This window comes from Blautia sp. AM47-4 (genome assembly GCF_003479865.1).
Taxonomy (GTDB): Bacteria; Bacillota; Clostridia; order Lachnospirales; family Lachnospiraceae; genus Fusicatenibacter; species Fusicatenibacter saccharivorans.
The window spans coordinates 26,980-51,439 of the sequence record NZ_QUHY01000013.1 but is presented as its reverse complement, the minus strand read 5'-3'; the positions used below and the strand labels follow the sequence as shown (position 1 = coordinate 51,439).

21 protein-coding genes and 5 pseudogenes are annotated in these 24,460 nt (G+C 48.0%); 2 read left to right on the top strand and 24 right to left on the bottom strand.

The annotated features are described in order from the left end of the window. Positions 1–46: 46 nt before the first annotated feature. The 7 genes and pseudogenes from acpP (DW965_RS10200) to pta form a co-directional block, all read right to left on the bottom strand. Complete coding sequence (acpP, locus tag DW965_RS10200) at positions 47–280, bottom strand: acyl carrier protein (protein ID WP_117802558.1); 234 nt, start codon at positions 278–280, stop codon at positions 47–49. Then, positions 270–1,309 (bottom strand): annotated as a pseudogene (plsX, locus tag DW965_RS10195) (phosphate acyltransferase PlsX). The gene acpP (DW965_RS10200) and the pseudogene plsX overlap by 11 nt, the downstream one beginning before the upstream one ends. 185 nt (positions 1,310–1,494) lie before the next feature. Next, a complete protein-coding gene (locus DW965_RS10190; protein WP_119198353.1) occupies positions 1,495–2,322 on the bottom strand; it encodes a hypothetical protein in 828 nt (275 codons plus the stop codon). 206 nt (positions 2,323–2,528) lie between these two features. Further along, entirely contained in the window at positions 2,529–2,708 is a 180-nt protein-coding gene (gene rpmF, locus DW965_RS10185) for a 50S ribosomal protein L32 (RefSeq protein ID WP_022462729.1), read from the bottom strand. A 2-nt stretch (positions 2,709–2,710) separates the two neighbouring features. After that, positions 2,711–3,238 (bottom strand): YceD family protein, encoded by a 528-nt coding sequence (locus tag DW965_RS10180; protein WP_055267341.1) that lies wholly within the window; start codon positions 3,236–3,238, stop codon positions 2,711–2,713. A gap of 74 nt (positions 3,239–3,312) precedes the next feature. Then, positions 3,313–4,509, bottom strand: coding sequence for an acetate kinase (locus DW965_RS10175; protein WP_022462727.1), 1,197 nt, complete (start codon positions 4,507–4,509; stop codon positions 3,313–3,315). Between the two features lie 99 nt (positions 4,510–4,608). Then, on the bottom strand, positions 4,609–5,604 hold the full coding sequence (gene pta / locus DW965_RS10170; protein WP_022462726.1) for a phosphate acetyltransferase: 996 nt from the start codon (positions 5,602–5,604) through the stop codon (positions 4,609–4,611). A gap of 215 nt (positions 5,605–5,819) precedes the next feature. Between pta and DW965_RS10165 the strand changes: the two are divergent. Continuing rightward, positions 5,820–7,069: pseudogene (locus tag DW965_RS10165) on the top strand (tRNA(Met) cytidine acetate ligase). Here the strand turns inward: DW965_RS10165 and DW965_RS22565 are convergent. From DW965_RS22565 to DW965_RS10140, 5 genes and pseudogenes are all read right to left on the bottom strand, one after another. Next, positions 7,012–7,266: a hypothetical protein gene (locus DW965_RS22565; protein WP_117805084.1), complete on the bottom strand. Its 255-nt coding sequence runs from the start codon at positions 7,264–7,266 to the stop codon at positions 7,012–7,014. The pseudogene DW965_RS10165 and the gene DW965_RS22565 overlap by 58 nt on opposite strands. A gap of 178 nt (positions 7,267–7,444) precedes the next feature. Then, entirely contained in the window at positions 7,445–7,750 is a 306-nt protein-coding gene (locus DW965_RS10155) for a response regulator (RefSeq protein ID WP_416388356.1), read from the bottom strand. Positions 7,751–8,007: 257 nt separating this feature from the next. Then, positions 8,008–8,732, bottom strand: a pseudogene (locus DW965_RS22560) (substrate-binding periplasmic protein). Further along, complete coding sequence (locus DW965_RS10145; protein ID WP_243036594.1) at positions 8,729–9,061, bottom strand: response regulator; 333 nt, start codon at positions 9,059–9,061, stop codon at positions 8,729–8,731. Before DW965_RS10145 ends, DW965_RS22560 begins: the two are co-directional and overlap by 4 nt. Before the next feature lie 2 nt (positions 9,062–9,063). Further along, on the bottom strand, positions 9,064–10,929 hold the full coding sequence (locus tag DW965_RS10140; RefSeq protein ID WP_119198351.1) for a GAF domain-containing sensor histidine kinase: 1,866 nt from the start codon (positions 10,927–10,929) through the stop codon (positions 9,064–9,066). Positions 10,930–11,409: 480 nt separating this feature from the next. On the opposite strand from DW965_RS10140, the pseudogene DW965_RS10130 reads away from it, so the two are divergent. Then, positions 11,410–11,592 (top strand): annotated as a pseudogene (locus tag DW965_RS10130) (IS66 family transposase); the annotation flags it as partial. Here DW965_RS10130 and DW965_RS20495 read toward each other — a convergent pair. The 12 genes and pseudogenes from DW965_RS20495 to DW965_RS10070 form a co-directional block, all read right to left on the bottom strand. After that, the gene (locus DW965_RS20495; RefSeq protein WP_055267335.1) at positions 11,513–11,746 is read right to left on the bottom strand and encodes a hypothetical protein; all 234 of its coding nucleotides are present in this window, start codon (positions 11,744–11,746) and stop codon (positions 11,513–11,515) included. The pseudogene DW965_RS10130 and the gene DW965_RS20495 overlap by 80 nt on opposite strands. A 226-nt stretch (positions 11,747–11,972) precedes the next feature. Then, positions 11,973–13,337: a PFL family protein gene (locus tag DW965_RS10120; RefSeq protein ID WP_055267333.1), complete on the bottom strand. Its 1,365-nt coding sequence runs from the start codon at positions 13,335–13,337 to the stop codon at positions 11,973–11,975. A 19-nt stretch (positions 13,338–13,356) separates the two neighbouring features. Continuing rightward, the gene (locus DW965_RS10115) at positions 13,357–13,629 is read right to left on the bottom strand and encodes an ACT domain-containing protein (RefSeq protein ID WP_118601355.1); all 273 of its coding nucleotides are present in this window, start codon (positions 13,627–13,629) and stop codon (positions 13,357–13,359) included. A gap of 99 nt (positions 13,630–13,728) precedes the next feature. Further along, positions 13,729–14,526 carry an MBL fold metallo-hydrolase gene (locus DW965_RS10110; protein WP_055218850.1) on the bottom strand — a complete coding sequence of 266 codons (798 nt, stop codon included), beginning with the start codon at positions 14,524–14,526 and terminating at the stop codon, positions 13,729–13,731. Beyond that, a complete protein-coding gene (gene coaE, locus DW965_RS10105; protein WP_117510320.1) occupies positions 14,513–15,112 on the bottom strand; it encodes a dephospho-CoA kinase in 600 nt (199 codons plus the stop codon). Before coaE ends, DW965_RS10110 begins: the two co-directional genes overlap by 14 nt. A 34-nt stretch (positions 15,113–15,146) precedes the next feature. Next, a pseudogene (gene polA, locus DW965_RS10100) lies at positions 15,147–17,821 on the bottom strand (DNA polymerase I). Further along, positions 17,818–18,177, bottom strand: a complete 360-nt coding sequence (locus DW965_RS10095) for a zf-HC2 domain-containing protein (RefSeq protein WP_022462716.1) — start codon at positions 18,175–18,177, stop codon at positions 17,818–17,820. The pseudogene polA and the gene DW965_RS10095 overlap by 4 nt, the downstream one beginning before the upstream one ends. 163 nt (positions 18,178–18,340) lie before the next feature. Beyond that, a complete protein-coding gene (locus DW965_RS10090) occupies positions 18,341–19,333 on the bottom strand; it encodes a 2-hydroxyacid dehydrogenase (protein WP_022462715.1) in 993 nt (330 codons plus the stop codon). Between the two features lie 150 nt (positions 19,334–19,483). Then, positions 19,484–21,304 carry an ATP-dependent helicase gene (locus DW965_RS10085; RefSeq protein ID WP_118660317.1) on the bottom strand — a complete coding sequence of 607 codons (1,821 nt, stop codon included), beginning with the start codon at positions 21,302–21,304 and terminating at the stop codon, positions 19,484–19,486. Then, positions 21,301–22,752: a glutamate--tRNA ligase gene (gene gltX / locus DW965_RS10080; RefSeq protein WP_117813956.1), complete on the bottom strand. Its 1,452-nt coding sequence runs from the start codon at positions 22,750–22,752 to the stop codon at positions 21,301–21,303. The genes DW965_RS10085 and gltX overlap by 4 nt, the downstream gene beginning before the upstream one ends. Before the next feature lie 142 nt (positions 22,753–22,894). Beyond that, positions 22,895–23,128 carry an acyl carrier protein gene (gene acpP / locus DW965_RS10075; protein WP_022462712.1) on the bottom strand — a complete coding sequence of 78 codons (234 nt, stop codon included), beginning with the start codon at positions 23,126–23,128 and terminating at the stop codon, positions 22,895–22,897. Between the two features lie 95 nt (positions 23,129–23,223). After that, a complete protein-coding gene (locus DW965_RS10070) occupies positions 23,224–24,456 on the bottom strand; it encodes an FtsW/RodA/SpoVE family cell cycle protein (RefSeq protein ID WP_022462711.1) in 1,233 nt (410 codons plus the stop codon). Positions 24,457–24,460 lie beyond the last annotated feature (4 nt).

Sequence of the window (24,460 nt, the reverse complement as noted above, 5' to 3'; positions counted from 1 at the left end):
AACAAAGGGGCTGTCCTGTAGCAAACAGCCCCTTCGCCATTTTCTATTATTCTGCCAGTTTCTTTTTGATCGCTTCCACCGCATCCTCAACCGATACGATGTGCTCTGCTTCTTCTGCTTCGATCTGGATATCAAATTCTTCTTCAATTCCCATCACAATCTGAAATACATCCAGGGAATCCGCTCCCAGATCATCTGTAAAGGTTGTCTCCATGGTTACTTCATTCGGATCTACGTTTAATACATCCGCAATGATCTCCTGTAATTTCTCAAATTCCATCTTTCGCTGCCTCCCTGCTGCTCTTATAGTCTGCCAGATGCTCCTGCACTTTCTGCGGAATCTTCTCCTCGCTAAATGAAATGCACTGGAGAATGGAATTTTTAAATTCGTTGGCTTTTGAGCTTCCGTGCGTTTTTACAACGAGTCCTTTTAAGCCAAGCAGCGGTGCTCCGCCGTACTCACTGGCATCAAAAGACTTCAGTGTCTCTTTCAGCGCCGGTTTCACAAGAAGGGCTCCGATTTTACTGCGCAGAGATGTCATCATGCCCTGTTTTACCTTGGAAATCAGGGTCGCGCCGACGCCTCATACAGCTTTAAGATAACGTTTCCGACAAACGCCTCACAGACAACAACGTCTGCGGCTCCGTTTGGAATTTCTCTTGCTTCGATACTGCCGACAAAGTTGATATACGGGTTTTCTTTCAGAAGCGGATACGTCTCTTTGACGAGCGCGTTTCCTTTTTCTTCTTCCACACCGATATTCACGATTCCCACACGCGGATTTTTAATGCCGACAACGTGTTCCATATAGATGGAACCCATCATGGCAAACTGCACCAGATGGGACGGTCTTGCATCAACATTCGCACCGCAGTCGATCAGAAGGGATACACCGTCTTTCGTCGGGATCAGCGGAGCCAGCGGCGGGCGCTCTACGCCCTTGATGCGTCCTACGATCGTCTGTCCGCCGACCAGGACTGCTCCGGTGCTTCCGGAGGAGACAAACGCGTCTGCCTCTCCGCAGCGCACTTTTTTCATGCCGACAACGATCGAAGAATCTTTTTTGTGGCGGATCGCATTGACCGGCGGCTCTCCCGTCTCAATGATCTCGGTTGCCGGAACGATCTCAACCCGCTCCTTCGGGTACGTATATTTCTGCAGTTCTTTTTCGATGACATCCACCTGGCCGACCAGCTGGACTTTGACACGTTCATCTGCGTTTACGGCCTCAACGGCGCCTTTTACCGGCTCCACAGGCGCATAATCGCCGCCCATCGCGTCCACTGCAACTCTGACTAAGTCACTCATGTTTTTTCCTCTTTTCTCTTTTCTAAAGCGCGTTTGAAAACTCTTTTTCTTTCAAAAAACCGTTTTCAACCACGCTCTAAAAGCACTCATGCAAGTGCTGTATTAACTATACTAAACTCCTTTGCAAAAATCAAGCACAAATGCCCATCCGCGCTTTCTCCTGTATTCCAAAAAAGCGGGTGGATTTATCTTTCCAAAATCCACCCGCTCTGTTTTATCTTATTTTTCTTAAGAACCTTGACTCCGCTCGAATTCATCTCATGACCGTCTATGGTTGTATTCCGTGCCATGACACCGGTATCCGGATCCAAATAATATTCCTCACCATCCTGCGTGAACCAGCCGGTCTGCATCTGACCGTTGTCCGCCAGATAATACCATTCTTCTCCGCTCCAGTACCATCCTGTCACCATGTATGAATTTTCATCAAACACGTACCAGTAGCCGTCGATATTCTGCCAGGTATTGGTTGCATAGCTTCCATCATTATTCTGATACTGCCATCCGTTTTCATTCTGAACCCATTTCCCTGCCGGAATTACCGTAACTTCTGTTACTGTACTCGTCGCCATGGAAACGGTATTTCCAACCGTGTTTGTTGCCACAACGTAATAGTAATCTTTGCCCTCCGCCGAAGTATCGACCTGGTATGTCACTTCTGTTGCGCCTTCAATCGGCGTTCCTCCGCCGTTGGAATTTACGTTGTTCTTATACCACTGATATGTTACTGTGCCTTCTCCCGTTATTCCTGCCTCACAAGTCAGCTTTCCAGATGTATTTCCAACGGGAATCTGCAGGCTCTCCACCGGATTTACCGAAAAAACCGGCTTTTCCAGATTGGCATCTACATGAACAGCATCGCTGTCCTCTTTTGAAATATCTACACTGGCCGAAGACGAAACCGTCGTCTCAGTTCCCATCATTTTATCCATCAGACTGTCTGTGGAACATCCTGAGAGGAATACTACACTGCACATGCATGCTGCCAGAAATATGATTCGTCTATTCTTCATATGCTTTGCACTCCTTTTTTATAATTGTTACGAAAATGTTGCAATATTGTTTCAATTCTCACCGAGACCATTATAGCACATCACGACACACCACGTCAAATCTTTTATATGACGCTTCCAGACAACCCGCAGAGACAACAAAAAGCCCCCGGTGACGGGAGCCTTTTGCTGCATTGCACATCGGAACTGATTCCGATTTATGAATATTAGTCCATTGCAACGACTTCTTTTTTGTTGTAAGAACCACAAGCTTTGCAAACTCTGTGCGGCATCATAAGAGCACCACATTTGCTGCATTTTACAAGGTTCGGAGCAGACATTTTCCAGTTTGCTCTTCTCTTATCGCGTCTTGCTTTGGAAGATTTATTCTTAGGACAAATGGACATAGTTACACCTCCTTAAATTTGCTGAATATATCTTTGATTGCAGCCATTCGGGGGTCTAGCCCTGTGGTATCACAATCACAGGTCTGAATATTCAGATTCGCACCACAACGGCTGCAGATTCCTTTACAGTCATCTTTACACAGCACTCGAATCGGCCATTGGACTATGAGCTCATTACGAACCAGTTCTTCCACATCGAGCTCGTCTCCCTCCACAAACGAAGAGTCCTCTTCTTTTTCCTCGCGTTCTTCCTCCGACAGATTCAGATCAATCTGCAGATCGAACTCGAGCTGGAATGGAGTCGCTACCGGTGTCAGGCATCTTGCACATGGAATCTCCATTGTAAGGTCTGCGCTGCCGGTGATCGTGATCACACGATTGCCTTCATGCGTAAGGCCAAGGATAACAGGATGTTTTTCGATTACCCGATAGTCCTGCCCGCCGATCGAAAAAGTTTCGGATGTAAGCGGAATTTCATACTTTTCGGACTTTCCGTCCTGCGCAAATAACTTGGTCAGACTGATTTTCATATTGTTCTCCTAATCACACTTTACCAATTATACCCGGGAAGGTAAGAATTGTCAACTGCTTTTTGAATTATTTTTTATTTTCCTTTTACTAACTCTACAGTCTCCTCGCAGATTGCGATTTCCTCGTTGGTCGGGATCACGCATGCTGTAATCTTGGAGCCTTCTTTGGTGATGATCTTCTCAACGCCGCGGCAGTTATTTGCCTCAGAATCGAATTCCAGACCCATGAACTCAAATGCTTTGCAGATGGTCTCACGAAGTGGAATAGCGTTCTCTCCAAGGCCTGCGGTGAAGGTGATCACATCTACGCCGCCCATAGCTGCGATGTAGGAACCGATGTATTTGATAATGCGGTAAGCGTATGCTTCCAGACAGTTGATGGCATCCTGATTACCTGCCTCTGCTGCTGCAGATACATCACGGTAATCGCTGGAGATGCCGGTCATGCCGAGCATACCGGATTTCTTGTTCAGAATGTTCAGAACCTCGGATACGGTCAGGTTCTCTTTGTTGCACAGATACTCAACAAAAGCCGGATCGATATCTCCGGAACGGGTTCCCATGATCACACCTTCGAGCGGGGTAAGGCCCATGGAGGTATCTACACATTTGCCGTTCTTTACAGCGGAAAGGGAAGCACCATTTCCCATATGGCATACGATGATCTTCAGATCGTTGTAGTCTTTGCCAAGGAACTCTGCGGTTCTCTTGGATACGAATTTATGAGAAGTTCCGTGGAAGCCGTATTTACGGATTGCGTATTTCTCATAGTACTCTTTCGGAATACCGTACATATATGCTTTCGGAGGCATGGTCTGATGGAATGCGGTATCAAATACTGCTACGTTTGGAACGCCCGGCATCAGTTTCATGCAGGCATTGATTCCCATCAGGTTTGCCGGATTGTGCAGAGGACCAAGGTCAGCGCACTCCTCGATAACTTTGATTACTTCGTCATCGATGATAACAGAGTTTGTGATCTTCATTCCGCCGTGCAGAACGCGGTGTCCGATGGCATCTACTTCTTCCAGGCTCTTAATGACGCCGCTCTTCTCGTTTACCAGAGCGTCCAGAACCATCTGGATTGCCTCTACGTGTGTCGGCATTGCTGCTTCTGTTACCTCTTTTTCGCCGTTCTTTGGCTCATAAACGAGGCGTCCGTCGATACCGATTCTCTCACAGAGTCCTTTTGCCAGGACGTCACGGTTATCGTAATTGATCAGCTGGAATTTCAGAGAGGAACTTCCGCAGTTTACTACTAATACGTTCATTTCTAAATTCTCCTATTTTAAAAGTCTTATTAAAACTTCTGGCCGGCCTGTTCTCCGCAGCCGGCCAGAAAACCGCTTGTAATTGGTTTTATTTCGTGCTTACTGTGCCTGGCACTGTACAGCAGTGATTGCTACAACACCAACGATATCCTCTGCGGAGCATCCACGGGACAGATCGTTGACTGGAGCTGCGATACCCTGCGTCATTGGGCCGTATGCTTCTGCTTTTGCCAGTCTCTGTACCAGTTTGTATCCGATGTTTCCGGCATCCAGATCCGGGAAGATCAGAACGTTTGCTTTTCCTGCTACTTTGCTGTCCGGAGCTTTGGATGCACCTACGCTCGGAACGATTGCTGCATCAAGCTGCAGCTCGCCGTCGAGAGCGAGATCCGGGTTTGCTTCTTTTGCAATTCTGGTAGCCTCAACAACTTTGTCTACATCAGCATGTTTTGCACTTCCTTTGGAGGAGTGGGAAAGCATAGCAACTCTTGGCTCGTTTCCGGTCAGCATGCGGTAGGACTCTGCGGAAGACTCTGCGATTGCAGCCAGCTCTTCCGGATTCGGGTTCTGGTTCAGACCGCAGTCACCGAATACGAATACACCGTCATCGCCGTACTCGCAGTCCGGAACTACCATCAGGAAGAATGCGGATACGAGTTTTGTGCCCGGTTTGGTCTTTAAGATCTGCAGGCATGGACGAAGGGTATTTGCGGTAGAATGGCAGGCACCGGAAACAAGTCCGTCTGCATCTCCCATTTTAACCATCATAACGCCATAATATGTATAGTCATTCAGGATGGTCTCTCTTGCTTTCTCCGGAGTCATGCCTTTCTTTGCACGAAGCTCTACCAGCTTATCTACATAAGCCTGTGTTTTCTCGTTTTTCTCTGGATCTACAATAGTAGCTTTGGAGACATCCAGTCCCTCGCTGCCTTTCTTTACTGCCTCTTCGCTTCCGATGATGATCAGATTTGCAAGGTCCTCTTTCAGGATCTGTGCAGCAGCCTCATATGTTCTTCTGTCTTCTGACTCTGGCAGTACAATTGTTTTTTTGTCTGCTTTTGCTCTTGCTTTAATTGTGTCAATAAATCCCATGATCTTTTGACTCCTTTCGATAAATTTACTCGATATTCTCATTGTAGTACGCTTTTTGCCCTTTCGCAAGTATAAAATTCAAAACAACTGGACAAAAAATCCAAAACGGAGGAATTCTTGCATTCCTTTTCTGTTTTTGTTACGATAGGGCTATGTGATCCGCGGTTCCTCTCTGTTTGGAATCGTGCTATTTTTTTCGAAAGAAGGTACGTTTTATGACCATTACCGCAGTCATTGCAGAATATAATCCTTTTCATAACGGCCATGCTTATCAGCTGGCAAAAGCCAGGGAACTGACCGGGGCGGACTATCTTGTCGTGATTATGAGCGGCGATTTCGTCCAGCGCGGCGCACCTGCGATTCTTGACCAACATGACCGTGCGGAGCTGGCGCTTCTTGGCGGCGCGGACCTTATCTTACAGCTTCCGTGTCACTTTGCACTCGGCAGTGCACAGCATTTCGCACGCGGGGCGGTATCGCTTCTTACTGCGCTTGGCTGCGTCGATTTTCTCTGCTTTGGCAGTGAATATGGAGACACGGCGCCGTTTCTGGAACTCGCTGATGTTCTGCTCCACGAGCCGGAGGAATACCGCGAGCTGCTCTCCGGTCTGCTTCGGAACGGACTTTCCTTCCCGACGGCGCGCGCACAGGCACTTTCCGCTTATTTTTCTGACAGCGCTTCCTTCTCTTCGCTTTCAAAAGAAGAACTTGATACCTTTTTAAAAGAACCAAACAATATTTTAGGCATTGAATATGTCCAGGCACTTCTGCTGTCACAAAGCCGCATTCGGCCGGTAACGATCCGCCGGGAGGGCAGCGGCTACCACGAAGGAGCGCTTTTCACACAGGCACTCCCTTCTGCTACAGCAATGCGGAATCTTCTTTTTTCCAATCCGCATAAGGATCCGGAACTGTCCGCGCTCGCCTCCTGCATGCCGGAAGCAGTCTATCCCGCTTTCCAGGACGCCGTCACCGCACACGGCCTGCTTTCCAGCGATGATTTCAGCCTGCTCCTCGCCGCGCGGCTCCTCACAGAAACGAGGAATCCCTTTCCTCTTATCTTGATCTTTCGCCGGATCTTGCCAACCGCATCCTCCGCCAGCGCCACGCATGCTCCTCATTCTCGGAGTTCGCCCTGCAGCTCAAAACAAAAGAGATGACCTACACCCGCATCAGCCGTGCCCTGATGCATCTGCTTCTGAACCAGAAAACATTGTACCCGGCCGGCTATAACCGTGTTCTCGGTTTCCGAAAAAGTGCCGGTGCATTGTTAAAAGAGATTAGAAGACGTTCTTCTCTGCCGCTCATTGCCAAGGCAGCCGACGCCCCGCGGCTTCTTACCGGCGATGCACTTGCCGCCTTTGAGAGCGATATACAGGCCTCTCTTTTTTACGAGACTGTCCGTTCTCACAAAACAGGGACACAGTTCGTCCATGAATACACAAAAAAGCTGGTTCTGTTATAGAACCAGCTTTTTTCCAGCAGCAGCATCATCTGCTGCTGTGGAACTGTATAGTCCTCCACAAACAGGAAAACATTTTTTGTATCTGCACTTTCTCTTGTAAAGTCAAACTGCATGAAACGCATCTCACCATTCAGTATAAAATTGATCATAACATGATGCATGATGTGTTCTGCTGTTCCCTGTGTGATTGCTTCCATCGTCATCTGCTGTTTTATCCGATTAAGATCATCTATATTGCCAGATGCATAACGCATGAGTATCTTCAAAATCAATGTACAGGATTTCTATATAATGATTTTTAAGAGCTTTTTCATATATTGCAGCCTGAACCGCTTTCTCCAACAACTGAATTCCTCCTTGTTTTCTCATGTACTATTAATGCTTCATAGCACTCCCGCTATAAATTACTTTCATCAGTAATTCCACATCAACAGGCTTAGCAACATGTTCATTCATCCCTGCTTCTTTTTCCCTTATTCTGTCCTCCGTGAACGCATTTGCTGTCATTGCAATGATCGGTATTTTCTTTGCATCCTCTCTGTCCAGAGACCTAATCATCTTTGTAGCTTCATAACCATTCATGACCGGCATCATAATGTCCATAAGAATGACATCAAATTCACCAGGTTCACTATTTCTGAACAGTTCAACAGCTTCCTGACCATCCCATGTTTTTGTCACGTCGGCACCTTTTTTCTTTCAGGAAATCCTCTCTTAGCTGCCCGCCGTTTTCTGTTTCCATTTTAATATTTGTACTCATTTGTCTGGCACTTTCAATGGCACGGAGGAGACTTTTGGATTCCGAAGATTCATTATAATGGGTGTAGTGGAACACTGCACTTTCACATAGTTTACAATCTCCACCATTCTTTTCTCTGCTTCTGCTTTTTCTGCGTGGAAGAAATAAAACAGAGAGACTACAGCTACACAGATTCCTATCAGACCGCCGAGCAGCTGGATCCGTTTTTCTCCACCTCCAGATACTTCTGGGGATCATCCAGGTATTTTTCAATGATTTTCAGGGATGTGCCATCCAGACGCATCTCTTCCTGTGTCTGGCCCATCTGCTCACAGATTCCCCTGTCATCCTCTTTTGCAAAAGCAACGCCTATTCCGGTGATCATCAGAGGCTCTTCCAGGATACGGCAGCTTGCATCATAATCCTTCCTATACTGAACGATAGATTCCTCGTGTGCAGCAACCGCATCTACATATCCTTTTCCCAGAAACGTATAGATCAGCTCCCGGTGTCCCAGGATGATCAGATTTCCCAGCTTTGGGATCCTCTCATCCGTCCGGTTCAGAAAGATGCTTTTCGGTTTGGTTGTGGACTGGACAGCGGTAATCGTCAAGACGTCCTTCCATAGAAAAAACAGCCCATGATACAATCAATCTCGCCGCTCTCCACCAGTTCTTTTTTCTCCTCCCAGTTGATCTGGACAACCTTCACCTGTTATCCCATTCTTTTGAATGCTTCCGTAGCCAGTTCTACATCAATTCCTGTCGGTACACCATCCTCATTCAGATAATTGTATGGTGGATAGCTGTCGCAGCCGAGAGTAATAACAGGCTTTTCGGTTTCTTCTTTCGTGTTATCTGTGTTTTTGCACCCTGCCACGGTGACTGCTAAAATTCCAATTACTATAGTTCTTCTTAATTTCAATGAATGATTATGTTTTTGCGTTTACTACCCCTTTTTGTCAGCAGTTTTGTGATCGCTCTTTTTAATTGCGGAATATCAATCGGCTTTCCAATATGTTCATTCATCCCGGCCTCCAGACATGCTTTCCGATCTTCCTCAAAAGCATTTGCCGTCATGGCAATGATTGGAATCTTTTTGGCATCTTCACGTTCCAGCATACGAATTGCTTTTGTTGCTTCCAGCCCATCCATGACCGGCATCATCACATCCATGATGATGACATCATACTCATCCAACCTGGAATTCTGAAATATTTCAAATGCCTCTTTTCCGTTTTTCGCTTCTGTAATGTTCAGATGCTCCTCCTCCAGGATTGCATGGCTATCTCCATATTAATGACATTATCTTCAACAAGAAGCACCCGTTTTCCTGACAGATCCATATCCTGTGAGTAGCTGTCCTTCTGTGAATCATTATTTTCAGCCAAATAATCTATTTCAAATGGAACCGTAACCGTAAACGTGCTTCCTACATTTTCTTCGCTTTCCAGTTCTATCGTTCCACCCATCCGTTCAACAATATCTTTGACAATCGAAAGTCCCAGACCGGAGCCACTGAATGTTGTAGTTGACTGTTTGCCTTCCTGCGCAAAAGCATCAAACGCATGTTTTTGAAATTCTTCACTCATACCAAGACCGGTATCTGAACATACAAACTGAAAAACAGCTATATTCCCATCATCCGATAATTCTTCGCAATGAACATTCACTGTTCCATGAAAATGATTGTATTTAATCGCGTTGGAAGAAAGATTCATTAAAACCCTGCTCAGATGTACCGGACTTCCAATCAAATATCTGTGGCGGATTGTGCTTGCTTCCACGCCGCCTTCAAATCTTACACCATTCTCATAAGCACTCATTGCAACAACCGTCAGATTATTCCTTAACAGTTCTGCCAGATCAAAGGATTTATGTTCCAACACAAGGGAACCGGATTCCAGTTTGCCGATATCCAGGACATTGTTGATCAGATTTTGCAGATAATCGGCGGACTGAAGTACCTTCTTCCTGCATTCCCTTAACTTGACCACATCATTGTTATATTTTTCAGCGATATGGATCATCCCCACGATTCCGTTTAGCGGTGTACGGATATCGTGGCTCATACGCCGGAGAAAGGCTGTTTTTGAAAGATTCGCGCGATGAGCATCTTCCATGCTTTCCTTAAGCTGTTTCTGATACATGAGTTCCCGTGATTTTTCTTCCGTAATATCTCGTACGACATAAAGCACATCCACAGCGTTTCCATGTGCATCTCTGCTCTTTACAATAAATCTGGCCAGCCGCCATTCTCCGTTTACTCCCATAAATTCAATCGAAACAGAATTCGTATTACGAAGTCTCTCTGTCAATGTATCAAAGTCAAGAAACTCCCGGTATTTTTCTCTCTCTTCCTGGGCGGCAAATGCTGTTGGAAGTCTTTCCATAACATCATCAATTTTCCCCTTTTGTCCAAGGATTTTTTGCACAAGGTCATGGCCTTTCAAAAGCTCATATGTCCGCTCTTTAACATTGGCTTGTACGATTGTTACATACAACGTAGCAATTGCGGCAATAATCTCTGACCTCTTTGTCGCCTCATCAAGAGCCTTTTTCAACAGTACCGTACTTTTCAGATTTTCCCTCACACATCCAAGATGTCCGCCAACATCAGACAGCAGTGTAATGGAAATCTCATTCTGCCTCAAATCAGGATTATCTACCCCGATGAATCCATTCATCTGATGATTGGCATAAATCGGCACCGCAATCAAGGAACATATTTCCTGTGTTTTTAACAATTCATATTCTTCCGGTTCAGAATTTTTTGTCGCTTCCAGATCATGAATCACGATTACTTCCTTGTTTTCAAATCGTTTCACCCAGTTCGGCATCGAACTGACCGGGATTGCCTGAAGGTTATCTATCTCTGGTGCCACTCCATCGGCACACCATTCAAATGTATTGCTCAGACTGTCCTTCTGATCGGTTTCCCAGTCAAAAACATATACCCGGTCTGCCCCTGTATAGTTTCCAATCGCCTGCAACAAAGAGTGAATGATTTCTGACAGCTCCTGCTCATTTTCCACCTGATCCATAAGCGATATCTGATGCAGGATCGTGTCCATACTATGTAATTTTATTTGATAGAGTTCCTGAATCTCTTTTGTTTTCATTTTCTATCCCCCCCTGCAGTAAAACTATTATGGTTACGTCTGTGAAATAACACCGTAAGAAAGGATCCTGCTACGGCAGGATTCTCCGCTTAAACTTATGCAAAAAAACTGGTTTTATTATACTCTAACACTTTACTGCACACAAGAAAAACATTACCTTTTAGCGTTAAAAGGCAAAAAAAGAACAGCAACTGTGCCAAAAGTTCCAGTGATGTGTATCAAAAACGGAAATGGACTTTCGGCAGATATATTTTCTTCTGTTTCTCTGTCTTCAGGATCAGATGGAGGAACTGACAAAACAGACACAGACCCGCAATGATAAGATGCAGCTGATGATGGAACAGATCGTGCTGTCCAATAAGAGCAGCCAAAAAGAAAAAACAGATCGGCAAAAAGAATGAAAACAGCTTCCAGATGCCATATCCAGATGTTACCGCTTTGTGCCTGAAAAGTCGAAGTTGAGGAACATCATATTTTGGAGATCTGAAGATCGCAGGGTGCTGGGTACATTACAGGCGCAAGTTCCATGAGGCACTGGAGGTCATACCGAAAGATCTGAGGAAACAGTCTGTTTTGTACCTCATCATGAACCAGATCCGTGCGATTTACCGGGAGGAAGGAAAGCTTTCCGGTCTTTCATCAGACGAACGGACTGCCCATCGACTTTTACATAATAAATTCCGCTGATCCATTTAGATTCCTGCAGCGCTCCGTTCTTATCCATGTAATACCATTTTCCACCGATCTTCTGCCAGCCAGTCTGCATTTTGCCGTTTTTGTTCAAATAATACTTTGTGTTTTCTATGGCGGCCTTCACATCCACATCCGCAGAGGTATTGCTAGAACAACGGCTGCTACCGCTGAAGTTCCCCGTAATAATTCATTTTTTCTTACACTTTTTATGGGTTGCAAGTAAAATTATCAGTATGTAATATATCATACTATACATTCCTTAAAATTACTATTTTTATTTGCGCAGATGGTAAAAAAGCCGGCAGCGATCCTTTCCATTCAGGATCACTGCCGGCTTTTCAGCTGTCTTTTTAGTTTTTAAACGAATGAATCGGTGCCGGGATTCTTCCGGTGCGGTTGACGAATGCCTCGCAGGAGAAGTTGTTGACCGGCATGATCGGTGCATAGCCGAGGAGGCCGCCGAATTCTACGGTCTCGCCCACGCCTTTTCCGATGACCGGGATCAGGCGGACTGCCGTTGTTTTCTGGTTGACCATACCGATGGCAAGCTCATCTGCGATGATTCCGGAGATGGTCGATGCTTTCGTGTCTCCCGGGATGGCGATCATATCAAGACCTACGGAGCAGACACAGGTCATTGCCTCGAGTTTTTCAATGGTCAGTGCGCCGTCGTTGACTGCGTTGATCATACCCTGATCCTCAGAAACCGGGATGAATGCGCCGGAGAGACCGCCGACATAGGAAGATGCCATAACACCGCCCTTTTTCACCTGATCGTTCAGAAGCGCCAGCGCCGCTGTCGTTCCCGGTGCACCTGCGTGCTCGAGGCCGATCTCCTCAAGGATATCCGCAACGGAATCTCCGATCGCCGGAGTCGGTGCCAGGGAAAGGTCAATGATACCAAACGGAATGTTCAGCCGCTTGGAAGCCTCCTGTGCAACGAGCTGGCCGACACGCGTTACCTTAAATGCGGTCTTCTTGATCGTCTCGCAGAGTACCTCAAAGTTCTCGCCACGTACTTTTTCCAGAGCATGTTTGACAACACCAGGACCGGAAACGCCGACATTGATGATGGCATCCGCCTCGGTTACGCCGTGGAAAGCGCCTGCCATGAACGGGTTGTCGTCCGGTGCATTGCAGAAAACAACGAGTTTTGCGCATCCAAGGCAGTTGTTCTCTTTGCTTGCCTCCGCCGTCTTCTTAATGATCTCACCCATCAGTTTGACAGCATCCATGTTGATACCGGTTTTGGTGGAGCCAAGGTTGATGGAACTGCAGACAAAATCCGTAACAGCCAGTGCCTGCGGGATAGAACGGATCAGAAGCTCATCTGCTGTCGTCATACCTTTGCTTACCAGAGCGGAATAGCCGCCGAGGAAATTGACGCCGACTTCTTTTGCCGCACGGTCCAGAGTCTGTGCAATCGTCACGAAATCCTCCGGCGTTCTGCAGGCTGCTGCGCCGACTAAGGCAATCGGGGTAACGGAAATTCTCTTGTTTACAATCGGAATACCGAACTCGCCCTCGATCTCCTCACCTACGGAAACCAGATTTCTGGCAGTCGTCGTGATTTTGTCGTAGATTTTGCGGTTCAGCTTGTCAAGATTGGAGTCGATACAGTCCATAAGACTGATTCCAAGGGTAATGGTACGAACGTCCAGATTCTCTTTTTCGATCATCTCGTTCGTTTCCTTTACTTCAAACAGATTTATCATGTCGTTTTTCTCCTTCGCTTTAGATACGGTGCATCATATTGAAAATATCTTCATGCTGGCAGCGGATGACAACGCCGATGGAACTTCCAAGCTTCTCCAGATCTTTTGCAAGCTCTGCGTTGGATTTCTCGCTCTTGGAGACGTCCGTTACCATCATCATGTTGAAATATCCCTGCACAATCGTCTGAGAAATGTCTTCGATGTTTACCTGGTTCTCTGCCAGATAATTACATACCTTTGCGATAATGCCCACGGTGTCCTTGCCTACGACAGTGATAATTGTCTTCTTCATGTTTCCATTCTCCTTTTTCTGGTTTTATGTCAAAGCCCCGGAAAAACCGGTAATGGCGGCCTTGCGAAAAACATGGTATGTAGCTCTAAAAATGTATATTTAAACCTCAATTAACGGTGATACTTCGCTTCTTTTAGCGACAGCGAGATGAAAATCACCCGAGTGATACGGATTATCACCCGTTGTGACCTCGCAGGCCACGGTTTCAAAGGCCAGTGCCTCATAATTATTTTCCTTGCTCAGATGGCCGAGCAGCACTTCCTGCAGATTGTCGTGCAGAATCTCGCAGAGGAGATGGCCTGCCGCCAGGTTTGATAAATGGCCTTTCGCCCCGGCGATCCGCTGTTTTAACGGATACGGGTACGGTCCGACCGCAAGCATGTTCTCGTCGTGATTTGCCTCTAACAAAACGGCATCCAGCCCGGTCAGATTCTGAACCGTGTAATCGCTGTAAACGCCAAGATCCGTCGCAATCGCAATCGATTTCCCGCCGGATTCCATGCGGTAGCCGACCGGCTCTGCCGCATCGTGGGAGATCGTAAACGGATGTACGGCGATATCACCCAGCGTAAACGTGTCATCCGCGTGAATCGTGTGGAAAATCCCCTCCGGGAACTTTCCAAGGCTCTTCGTCTGCTGCATCGCCTGAATTGTTCCATCCGTTGCGTAAATCGGAATACCATACCGGCGCGCCAGCACGCCAAGGCCCTGGATATGATCGGAATGCTCATGTGTCACGAGAATGCCGTCCAGCTCCTTCGCGCTGCGATCGAGAACAGCCAGCCCCGCCTCCACGCGCTTTCCGCTGATGCCCGCATCGATCAGAAGGCTTGTGGTCTCGCTTCCCGCGAAAATGCAGTTTCCGCTCGAACCACTTGCAATACTACAAAGTTTCATATTTTTTCATCCTATGGTCTAACTGTTTTTTTGTTTCCTCAAAATCGCCGCTGTTGTCGATTTCAAAATCGCAGTGGCTGCTGAATTCATCCTCGGAAAGCTGATTTGCCATGATTTCGCGAACTTTCTTCTCGGAATAGCCGCGTCCTTCGATCAATCGCTCCTTCCGGACTTCTTCATCCGCATAAATATACCACAGTTCATCACAAATTTCATCATATTTTTCTTCGATTAAGAGTGCGGCCTCCACAAAGACGTATTCCGTCCCTGCTTTTTCCGCGGCTGCAATGGCTTTTTTGATATACCGTTTTACCGCCGGATGAACGATCGCATTCAGGGCTTTTAACTTTTCTTCGTCCTGAAAAACGATCTCAGCAATCCGTTTCCGGTCAAGTTCGCCGGTCTCTGTGGTGATCTGTCTGCCGAACAGCTTCACAATCTCTCCATAGCATTCGCCGCCCGGCAGCATCACAAGGTAACCTGCCTCGTCCGCCTGGATCACCGTTGCATCATAATTCTGTCCAAGGTACGTGAGCACTTCGCTTTTTCCGGCGCCCACGCCGCCTGTAATTCCAAAAACTTTCATTCTTTTGTATCCTTTCGCTCCTGGTATGAGTGCACTATTTCGCCTCGTACCAGTTGTTTCCTGTGTGCATATCGATCTCGAGTTTGACAGCCAGATGTGCTGCCCCGGTCATCTCCTCTTCCAGGATCTGTTCTGCCTTTTCGAGCTCGTCTTCCGGCACTTCCAGCAGCAGCTCATCGTGTACCTGAAGAAGAAGTCTGGTCTTTAACTGCTCCTCTTTCAGCCGTTTCGCCACGCGGATCATCGCTATTTTAATAATATCCGCCGCCGTTCCCTGGATCGGCGCATTCATCGCAACGCGCTCGCCGAATGACCGCTGCATAAAGTTGCTCGATTTCAGCTCCGGCATCGGCCGTCTGCGTCCGAACATCGTCACGGAATAGCCTTTCTCTTTGGCATCCTCTACGCAGCGGTTCAAAAACTCATGGATACCCGGATACGTCTCGAAATACTGCTGGATATAGGCCTCTGCCTCTTTCCGGCTGATGCCGAGATCCTGGCCCAGACCGAACGAACTGATGCCGTATACGATACCGAAGTTGACCGCCTTCGCATTTCTTCTCTGCAGCGGTGTTACCTCTTCAAGCGGCACATGGAACACTTTCGATGCCGTCATGCGGTGGATATCCTCCGCCTCGCGGTACGCCTCGATCAGGTTTTCATCGCCCGACATATGGGCCAGCACGCGAAGCTCAATCTGGGAATAGTCGGCATCCAGAAAGACACAGCCAGGCTTTGGCACGAAGGCTTTCCGGATCAGACGGCCAAGCTCCATCCGCACCGGAATGTTCTGCAGATTCGGATCAGTACTGCTGATGCGGCCGGTCGCGGTAATTGTCTGGTTAAATGTCGAATGGATTCTTCCATCTTTCCCGATCACGGCCTGCAGACCGTCGGCGTACGTCGATTTCAGTTTGGCAAGCTGGCGGTACTCCAGAATATCGGCAACGAGTTTGTGATCCGGTGCGAGCTTTTCGAGCACATCGGCGGCGGTGGAATAACCCGTCTTGGTCTTTTTGCCGCCCGGAAGCTGCAGCTTTTCAAACAGAATCACGCCGAGCTGCTTCGGGGAATTGATGTTGAACTCCTCGCCGGTCTCCTCGTAGATCTGTGCCTCCAGCTCTCTGATCCGCTCCGCCAGCTCAGCTCCGTAAACGGAAAGTGCTTCTTTTTCTGCGGCGATTCCATCCGCTTCCATCTGACGGAGCGTAAACACCAGCGGAATCTCCACATTCCGGTACAGATCCCACATGCCCTGCTCCTTCAGCAGCTTTTCCATGTTTTCCTGTGCGGCAAATACAGCATACGCCTGATAACCTGCATACGACTCCTGCTGTTCCGGCGTCATCTTTCCTGCGGCCGGAATCTTGCTTCCGCCGAAGATCTCTTCCATTGCCGGCACATAGCGGTGTACGTACTCTTTTACGATATCATCGTACGAATACTGTGATTTCAATGGATTTAATAAATACGCGGCAATTCCGGCATCAAACAGATGGGCTTCATCGGCGTCCGGCATATCCTTCAGAAATTCTTTTCCGTCCATGACGCAGAAAACCGGAATCTGCTTCTGCAGCTCAGTCAATTTTTCTTTTAAATAATCTCCGGTCAGGAAACCTTCTGCTGGGAAGTAAACAACATCCGGCTCTCCGCTTCCATACGCAACTGCCATACCGACAAGTGAACGGCTCCGATCTGCCATCGGTCCGTCCTTCGGGGTTTCTTCTGTCAGAAGAGCGGCTCCTGCCTTCTCCTCCTCCGCGATGGTTTCAAAGAGTTCTTCCGCCTCGGAAAAATCCGTTACGGTGCGTAGAAAGACGGCATCCTCTGGTTCTGCATTCGTCTCCTCGAAGCGGCCCAGCAGGTTCTTAAACTCCAGACGTTTGAACATCTCATACGCTTTTGGTGTATAAAAATTCGAGAGTGCCGCTTTTTCACGGTCGAGCTCCACCGGCGCATCAGTATCAATCGTTGCAAGTTTTTTGCTTAATTCCGCCAGATCATAATGATCACGCATCGCTTCTTTTGCCTTGTTCGGTTTGATCTCCTCGAAATGTGCATGCGCATTTTCCAGTGTCTCGTACTGCAGCAGGATTTTCGTCGCGGTTTTCTCGCCGACACCCGGCAGACCCGGGATATTGTCTGCGGTATCGCCCATCAGCGCTTTCAGATCGATGATCTGTTTCGGGAGAAGACTGTATTTTTCCAGCACCTCTGCCGTGTGGTAATTTTCAATCGTCGTCACACGCTTTACGGTCTTTGGAATCCGGATCAGAATGTGGTCCGTTGCAAGCTGCAGCAGGTCGCGGTCTCCGGATACGATCGTAACTTCCATCCCTTCCGCCTCGCATTTGCGGCCGAGCGTTCCTAAGATATCATCCGCCTCATAGCCCTCTTTTGTGACAATCTCAATGTCCATTGCTGCGAGCACTTCCTGGATCACCGGGACCTGTTCGCGCAATTCCTGCGGCATCGGCTTTCTCGTTCCCTTGTACTGGTCATACATTTTGTGGCGGAATGTCGGTGCATGGAGGTCAAACGCCACGGCAAGATACTGCGGCTGCTCCTCATCGAGAATTTTAAACAGAATATTCAGGAATCCATATACGGCGTTCGTGTGCAGTCCTTCTGCATTGGACAGATCCGGTACGCCGTAAAAGCCCGGTTCAGAATACTGTGTCCGTCCAGTAATACGATTTTATCACTCATAATAATCCTTTCAGCCAGGGTAATTCTATCACTTCAAAATAGTGCAGAGCCAGGAGCACCAGAAACAGAACGAGAATCAGCATCAGCACCCGGAAAAACGTATCTTTGTACCGGCGGTGTCTCGCTTCTTCCTCTTTTTTCTCCAGATCGCGTTCCAGAAGTCCTGTCAGATTGTAGGAATCGGGCGCGTCATCCTCGAAATATGCCATCGCACGGTTCACAATAAAATATGTCTCCAGTTCCTCGTGGCATGTATGGCATTTCCGGATATGGGAAATAAACGGTTCCATCTCTTTCTCCGGCATATTTCCCTGCACGTATGGCTGTATTAATTTTTCTGCTTCTTTACAGTCCATAAAATCCTGCTCTCCTTTTGTATCCGGCCAGTGTTTTCCTCTGGCCGTTTTTTCTGCTATCTACCATCATACACTATTTTCTCATAATTTAAAAGAGACAACCCGCCGAAAATGGGTTGTCTCTTGTTCTCTTATAAAATAACTGTTTTCTAGTGGATTTCCATTATGCACGGACAATGTTCGGGGTCTCTTTTCCTGCCTCGAAATCCAGTGCATTCTGCAGTGTGGTCTCTGCAATCGCACGCAGTGCTTCCTCGGTGAAGAATCCCTGATGTGAAGTGATCATAACGTTCGGGAAGGACAGGAGACGTGCTGTGGTGGAGTGCTCCAGAATCTCATCGGAACGGTCCTCGAATACGTTCGGGGTTTCCTCCTCGTATACGTCAAGGCCAACGCCGAAGAATTTTCTTGCACGGATTCCCTCGATCAGGTCGTCTGTCTTTACCAGACCTCCGCGGGACGTATTGACCAGGATCACGCCGTCTTTCATCTTTTTGATGCTCTCGCGGTTGATCATGTGGTATGTGCTGTCCATCAGCGGGCAGTGCAGGGAGATCAGATCACTCTGTGCCAGCAGTTCATCAAGAGTTACGTACGTAACAAAATCTTTTAAGGATTCATTCTGGTATACATCGTAAGCAATGACTTTCATGCCGAAACCGCGGCAGATTCTTGCCATAGCCGCACCGATTTTTCCGGTTCCGACGATTCCGGCGGTCTTCTGATAGAAGTTAAATCCCATCAGTCCGCCCAGGCTGAAGTCGTTTTCTCTTACTTTCGTATATGCTTTGTGCATGTGGCGGTTGACCGTCATGGCCAGTGTCATCGCATGCTCAGCTACAGCCTCCGGGGAATAACCCGGTACACGGCGTACATCAATGCCGTATTTTGCAGCTGTCTTTAAATCTACGTTGTTGAAGCCTGCGCAGCGCATCAGGATCAGCTTGACGCCTGCCTCATGCAGTGCTTCTACGGTTTTTGTTCCGACATCGGAGTTTACGAAGGCGCACACGGCATCGTAGCCCTTTGCCAGGGAAGCGGTTCTTGCAGCAAGTCCGGTTTTTAAATATTCCACTTCAATTTCCGGAAACTGCTCTTTGGTTCGGTCGAAAGATTCTCTGTCGTAGCTCTGGGTATCGTAAAATAAAATTTTCATAATGTTTTTCCTCCTCGCTTTGCGGTCATCTTATTGTTCCCGCTTACAGGTATTACTATACTTTATTGTTAAAACTTTGTCAATGTATTATTTGTTAAAATTTTATCAATTAGTAAATTTATTTTCAACATCTTTCACAACAGTACAAATTTACTGGATCACCTCGTCCAGGAACCGGGACGGCTCGACTTTCTTTTCAAACCGTTCCTCCACATAACAGAGCGTCAGCTCTTTCCGGGCGCGCGTCATTCCGACGTAGAACATCCGCCGCTCCTCCTCGATCGCCTCCGCAAGGACTGCTTTCTGATACGGCATTACGCCCTCGTTGACGTCAAGAAGATAGACCTTGTCGTACTCGAGTCCCTTGACGCTGTGCAGGGTGGAAACCATAACTCCTTCCGCACTCTCTGCGCGCTGCTTCTGTTTTTCCTTCATCTTCTGCTGGTATTCCTCAATATGTGCAAACCAGCCCTCGATGCTTTTCTGGCTCTTTGCCGCCTCCTGCAGCTCGTCCAAAACGGAAATCAGATCATCCTCTTTCAGATGGCGGTATGCAGCATATTCCTTCACATACTGTTCATAGCCGATCGCATAGCGGATGTAATTGACCGCGCCGAACGGCGATAAATGCGTCAGTGTCGTGATATCCTGCTCCAGTTTGCGGATCCGCTGGCACATCCAGTCTTTTTCTTCGTAATATTCCAGAAGTGCATCGAACGAAACAGTCGCCTCCTCAAAGGCATCCCGCGACAAATAACGGTTCGGGCGGTTGGCAATCTTTAAAAACTCGCCGCGCTTCCGGCTTCCCATCGCAAGATTCAGATACGTCAGCAGATCTTTCGCAATCCAGTGGTCATAGAGATCCGGCAGGGCATCCCGCATCTGGAACGGGATCTGTGCTTCCATCAGTTCCTCTACTGCTGTCCGGCAGCCAAGATTCGTGCGGAACAAAAGCGCCATCTCTTCATATGGACAGCCGTTTTTCTCCGCCTCCCGCAGCTCCTCGGCAACGGCACGCATCTCCTCGCGCGGGTTCTTATATCCCCGGATTGCAACCGGAGCGCCTTTCTCGTTGTCGGTGGAAATCGCCTTTTCATACCGCTTTTTGTTGTGGTGGATCAGGCATTGGGACCGCTTCACAATAAATTCCGTACTACGGTAATTTTTATCGAGCACTACCTGCGCCGCGCCCGGGTAATCTTTCGGAAAATTCAGCATGATCTCCGGCTTGGCCCCGCGGAACTGATAAATCGACTGATCGTCATCCCCGACAATAAAGAGGTTATTTTCCGGCAGCGCCAGCATCCGCACAATCTCATACTGCACGGGGCTGATGTCCTGAAACTCGTCAATCAGGATATACTGAAATTTCTGCTGCCAGGCGCGAAGGACCTCCGGCCGCTCCAGAAAGAGACGTTTGCACTGCACCATCAGATCGTCGAAATCGAGTTTTTTGTTCTCCTTCCGCCATTTCTCATACGCCTCATAGATTTCGCGGAACTTTTCCTGCGGCATACAGGCGGAATAGTAATGTTCCAGCGGGATCTGATTGTTCTTCACAGTGCTGATTTCGCGCGCCAGATTTTCCTCGAGATCCTCTTCCTCCAGGTCTCTGGCATAGTGGTTGACCAGCTCGCGCATCAGCCGCTTTTTCTCTTCCTCGCTTAAAATATTGTTGCCGGACATGCGGTACGTATGGCGCAGAATCGCGTAGAATACCCCGTGGAACGTTCCAAAGGTGACCTGGGTACTCGTCTTTCCCATCGCCTTCAAATACCGCTCCTTCATCTCTTTTGCCGCCGCACGCGTAAATGTTACGACAAGAATACGAGAGGCGGAAATGCCGCTCGTTACAAGCTGGCAGGTCCGCCCCGTAATCACTGCGGTTTTCCCCGACCCCGGTCCGGCAAGGACCATCATGGGGCCGGTGGTATGCATCACCGCTTTTTTCTGTGAATTATTATATATCATTTGGATAATTTCTCAATCGCTTTGTCGATGCGGGCAAGAGACTCCTCTTTTCCCAGAACCTCAAGGATTTCCGTTGCGCCGGCCGGTGTCATCTGTTTTCCGGAAAGAGCGGTACGGATCGGCCACATAATATAACCGGTCTTGTATCCTTTTTCTTTTCCGAATGCGCTGAGCATCTCAAAGAGAGCATCATTGCTGAAATCTTCCTGCGCTGCCAGCAGCGGTTTTACTTCCTGAAGAAGTGCAAGGGAGGTCTCCTCGTTTGTCTTCATCTTTTTGTGAGTGTACATCGAAGCGTCGTACTCCGGAACTTCCTCGAAGAAGTCGATGAGGTCTGCAATATCCGGGAATACTTCGATTCTTGTTTTTACCATGGCTGCAATTTTCTTAAAATCGAGCGGACGGTGGACTGTCTTCTGGATATACGGAAGCGCCATCTCATAGAACTTCTCGTCGTCCATTGCCTTCATGTACTCGCCGTTCATCCAGCGGAGTTTTGTCATATCGAAAACGGCCGGAGATTTGCTGATGTGGTGGTAATCGAAGATTTTTACCAGCTCCTCGAGAGAATAGATCTCGCGGTTTCCTTCCGGGCTCCATCCAAGAAGGGCTACGAAGTTGACAATGGCATCTTTTAAGAAACCCTGATCGATCAGGTCTTCATAAGAAGAATGGCCGCAGCGTTTGGACAGCTTCTGATGCTCCTCGTTGGTGATCAGCGGACAGTGTACGTAAACCGGAACTTCCCAGCCGAATGCCTCGTAAATACGGTTGTATTTCGGGGATGAGGACAGATACTCATTACCGCGTACAACGTGGGTTACACCCATCAGATGGTCGTCGATGACGTTTGCGAAGTTGTAGGTCGGATATCCGTCGGATTTGATCAGAATCAGGTCTTCCAGCTCCTCGTTGTTTACGGTGATGTCTCCGTAGATCTCATCGTGGAAGGTTGTGGTTCCTTCGGTCGGCATATTGAAACGGATGACGTACGGTTTGCCGGCTGCCAGATTGGCCTCTACTTCCTCTTTGGAAAGACCAAGGCAGTGTTTGTCGTAGATCGAGATTTCTTTTCCGCCTACGTTACGCTTGCACTGGCTCAGGCGCTCTGCGTCACAGAAGCAGTAATAAGCGTCACCCTGCTCTACCAGCTGTTTTGCGTATTTCAGGTACAGACCTGCTGCATTACGCTCGCTCTGTACGTACGGGCCGCAGCCGCCGTCTTTGTCCGGTCCCTCGTCGTGTACCAGGCCGGTCTCTTTTAAGGTACGGTAGATGATATCAAGTGCGCCTTCCTGGAAACGCTCCTGGTCGGTATCCTCGATACGGAGCATAAAGGTTCCGTCATCGTGTTTTGCGATCAGATACGCATACAGGGCAGTACGCAGATTTCCTACATGCATCCGGCCTGTCGGGCTCGGTGCAAATCTTGTTTTTACATTGCTCATTTTTCTTTTCTCCTGATTTCTGGTTTTTCTGGAACAATCCTTTTGTCTGTTCCCTTCCACCATTTATTTAGAATGGAAAACAGCCCGGCGTTTCTTCCGAGCTGCACCATCCTTCCACTTTTGCCAGCGGCAATGCTCTTTTTCAGACCTCTACGCCGTGCTGTTTCAAATATTCCATAAAGTCGCCGACGGTAGAAAGGTCTGTCAGTTCGTCGGTGTCGATTTCAATTCCGTACTCGTCTTCTAATGCCATAACCATCTCGTAGAGATCCAGGGAATCTGCACCCAGGTCATCTTTAAAAGAAGTATCTTCGTTGATGCTGTCTGCATCACAGTTGAGCTGTTCTACTAAAATTTCTTTTATCTTTTCTAACATTGTTCTGCTCCTTCCTGCCTCTACCCGGCAGCCAGTATTTCTTTCGAAAAAAGTGTATCTGTTATTCCGGCATTTGTCAATAGATTTTTCTACTTTTACTGTTCTTCCGCCTGCGCCTCTCCTTCTCCGCTCTTTCCATCCTGGAACACAATAAAGCGGGAGACGCACAGGGCAATGCCGATTTCCGTCAGGATAAAGAGCACCGATGTTCCTCCGTAACTGATAAATGGAAGGGTAATTCCCGTTGCCGGCATCAGTTTCAGAACAACGCACAGGTTCAGAATAACCTGAATGGAAATATGTGCAAAAACGCCGCTCACCATCAGCATTCCATACGCGTCCGGCGCATTCTGTGCAACCACAAACAGACGGTACAGCAAGTAGCCAAACAGCAGCAATACAAGAAGCGCGCCAAATATTCCAAGCTCCTCGCAGATGATCGAGAAGATCATATCGTTCTGTGCTTCCGGAATTGTTGTAATCTTCTGCGTACTGTTGCCAAGTCCTTTTCCGAGAAATCCACCGGAGCCAATCGCATAAAGTCCCTGCAGAATCTGATAGCTGCCTCCGGAAAGCCATTCATAGATACGGTTCGACCGGAAGTCACCGCCTATTCTTTCAAAGATCTGCAGATTATTTTTTAAAATGATAATCGCAAAAACGCCAATTACCGCCGCGCCCGGAATCACACGCGCATAAAATTTCACCTCCGGGTCCGCCAGAAACAAAATGACGCAGGCGATGAGTCCCAGAATAATGGCGGTACTCAGGTTGTCCGTCAGAATCCACGCAGCCAGCGCCTGCAGCACGCCAAGTCCGAGGACAATTGCTTTTGCGCGGATGGTACGCATATTTTTTCCCATCTTCAGGATAATGTATGGCAAATACAGAATCAGCCCCAGCTTTCCAATCTCCGCAGGCTGAAGACTGCCACCGCCGATCCGGAGCCATCTTCTCGCCCCGTAGGCTTCATAACCAAGCGGCGTAAACCTTACCGCCGCCATCAGAAGGAGACTTCCCCAGTATACCAGTGCTGCAATCCGCTGGAACCATACACTATGATAATCTACAAACTTCGACAATATCACAATCCCCACCAGAACAATAGCAGAAAGCCCCGCCTGATGCGTGAAATAATACATATCATTTCCCTTGAATGTACTGGCCGCCTCGTAGGCGCTCGCGCTGTACAGCATAATCAGTCCGAAGCTGACCAGCAAAATAGTGCAGGCCAGCAGGTTATAATCATAAAAATCCGAAGGAAGTTTTTTCTTCCTCTTTTTCTTCTTTTCTTTCTTCTGGGATGGCATGTTTACTTTCTCTGCCATGAAG

What these genes read in the sequence shown, in the direction of transcription:
- DW965_RS10090 (WP_022462715.1), bottom strand. Translation starts at nt 19,333, where the DNA reads ATGAAAATTTTATTTTACGATACCCAGAGCTACGACAGAGAATCTTTC.
- rpmF (WP_022462729.1), bottom strand. Translation starts at nt 2,708, where the DNA reads ATGTCCATTTGTCCTAAGAATAAATCTTCCAAAGCAAGACGCGATAAG.
- DW965_RS10140 (WP_119198351.1), bottom strand. Translation starts at nt 10,929, where the DNA reads ATGAAAACAAAAGAGATTCAGGAACTCTATCAAATAAAATTACATAGT.
- acpP (WP_117802558.1), bottom strand. Translation starts at nt 280, where the DNA reads ATGGAATTTGAGAAATTACAGGAGATCATTGCGGATGTATTAAACGTA.
- DW965_RS10095 (WP_022462716.1), bottom strand. Translation starts at nt 18,177, where the DNA reads ATGGACTGTAAAGAAGCAGAAAAATTAATACAGCCATACGTGCAGGGA.
- DW965_RS10180 (WP_055267341.1), bottom strand. Translation starts at nt 3,238, where the DNA reads ATGAAAATCAGTCTGACCAAGTTATTTGCGCAGGACGGAAAGTCCGAA.
- DW965_RS10085 (WP_118660317.1), bottom strand. Translation starts at nt 21,304, where the DNA reads ATGATATATAATAATTCACAGAAAAAAGCGGTGATGCATACCACCGGC.
- DW965_RS22565 (WP_117805084.1), bottom strand. Translation starts at nt 7,266, where the DNA reads ATGGAAGCAATCACACAGGGAACAGCAGAACACATCATGCATCATGTT.
- coaE (WP_117510320.1), bottom strand. Translation starts at nt 15,112, where the DNA reads ATGAAAGTTTTTGGAATTACAGGCGGCGTGGGCGCCGGAAAAAGCGAA.
- DW965_RS10120 (WP_055267333.1), bottom strand. Translation starts at nt 13,337, where the DNA reads ATGATAAATCTGTTTGAAGTAAAGGAAACGAACGAGATGATCGAAAAA.
- DW965_RS10070 (WP_022462711.1), bottom strand. Translation starts at nt 24,456, where the DNA reads ATGGCAGAGAAAGTAAACATGCCATCCCAGAAGAAAGAAAAGAAGAAA.
- DW965_RS10115 (WP_118601355.1), bottom strand. Translation starts at nt 13,629, where the DNA reads ATGAAGAAGACAATTATCACTGTCGTAGGCAAGGACACCGTGGGCATT.
- pta (WP_022462726.1), bottom strand. Translation starts at nt 5,604, where the DNA reads ATGGGATTTATTGACACAATTAAAGCAAGAGCAAAAGCAGACAAAAAA.
- DW965_RS10110 (WP_055218850.1), bottom strand. Translation starts at nt 14,526, where the DNA reads ATGAAACTTTGTAGTATTGCAAGTGGTTCGAGCGGAAACTGCATTTTC.
- acpP (WP_022462712.1), bottom strand. Translation starts at nt 23,128, where the DNA reads ATGTTAGAAAAGATAAAAGAAATTTTAGTAGAACAGCTCAACTGTGAT.
- DW965_RS10190 (WP_119198353.1), bottom strand. Translation starts at nt 2,322, where the DNA reads ATGAAGAATAGACGAATCATATTTCTGGCAGCATGCATGTGCAGTGTA.
- gltX (WP_117813956.1), bottom strand. Translation starts at nt 22,752, where the DNA reads ATGAGCAATGTAAAAACAAGATTTGCACCGAGCCCGACAGGCCGGATG.
- DW965_RS10175 (WP_022462727.1), bottom strand. Translation starts at nt 4,509, where the DNA reads ATGAACGTATTAGTAGTAAACTGCGGAAGTTCCTCTCTGAAATTCCAG.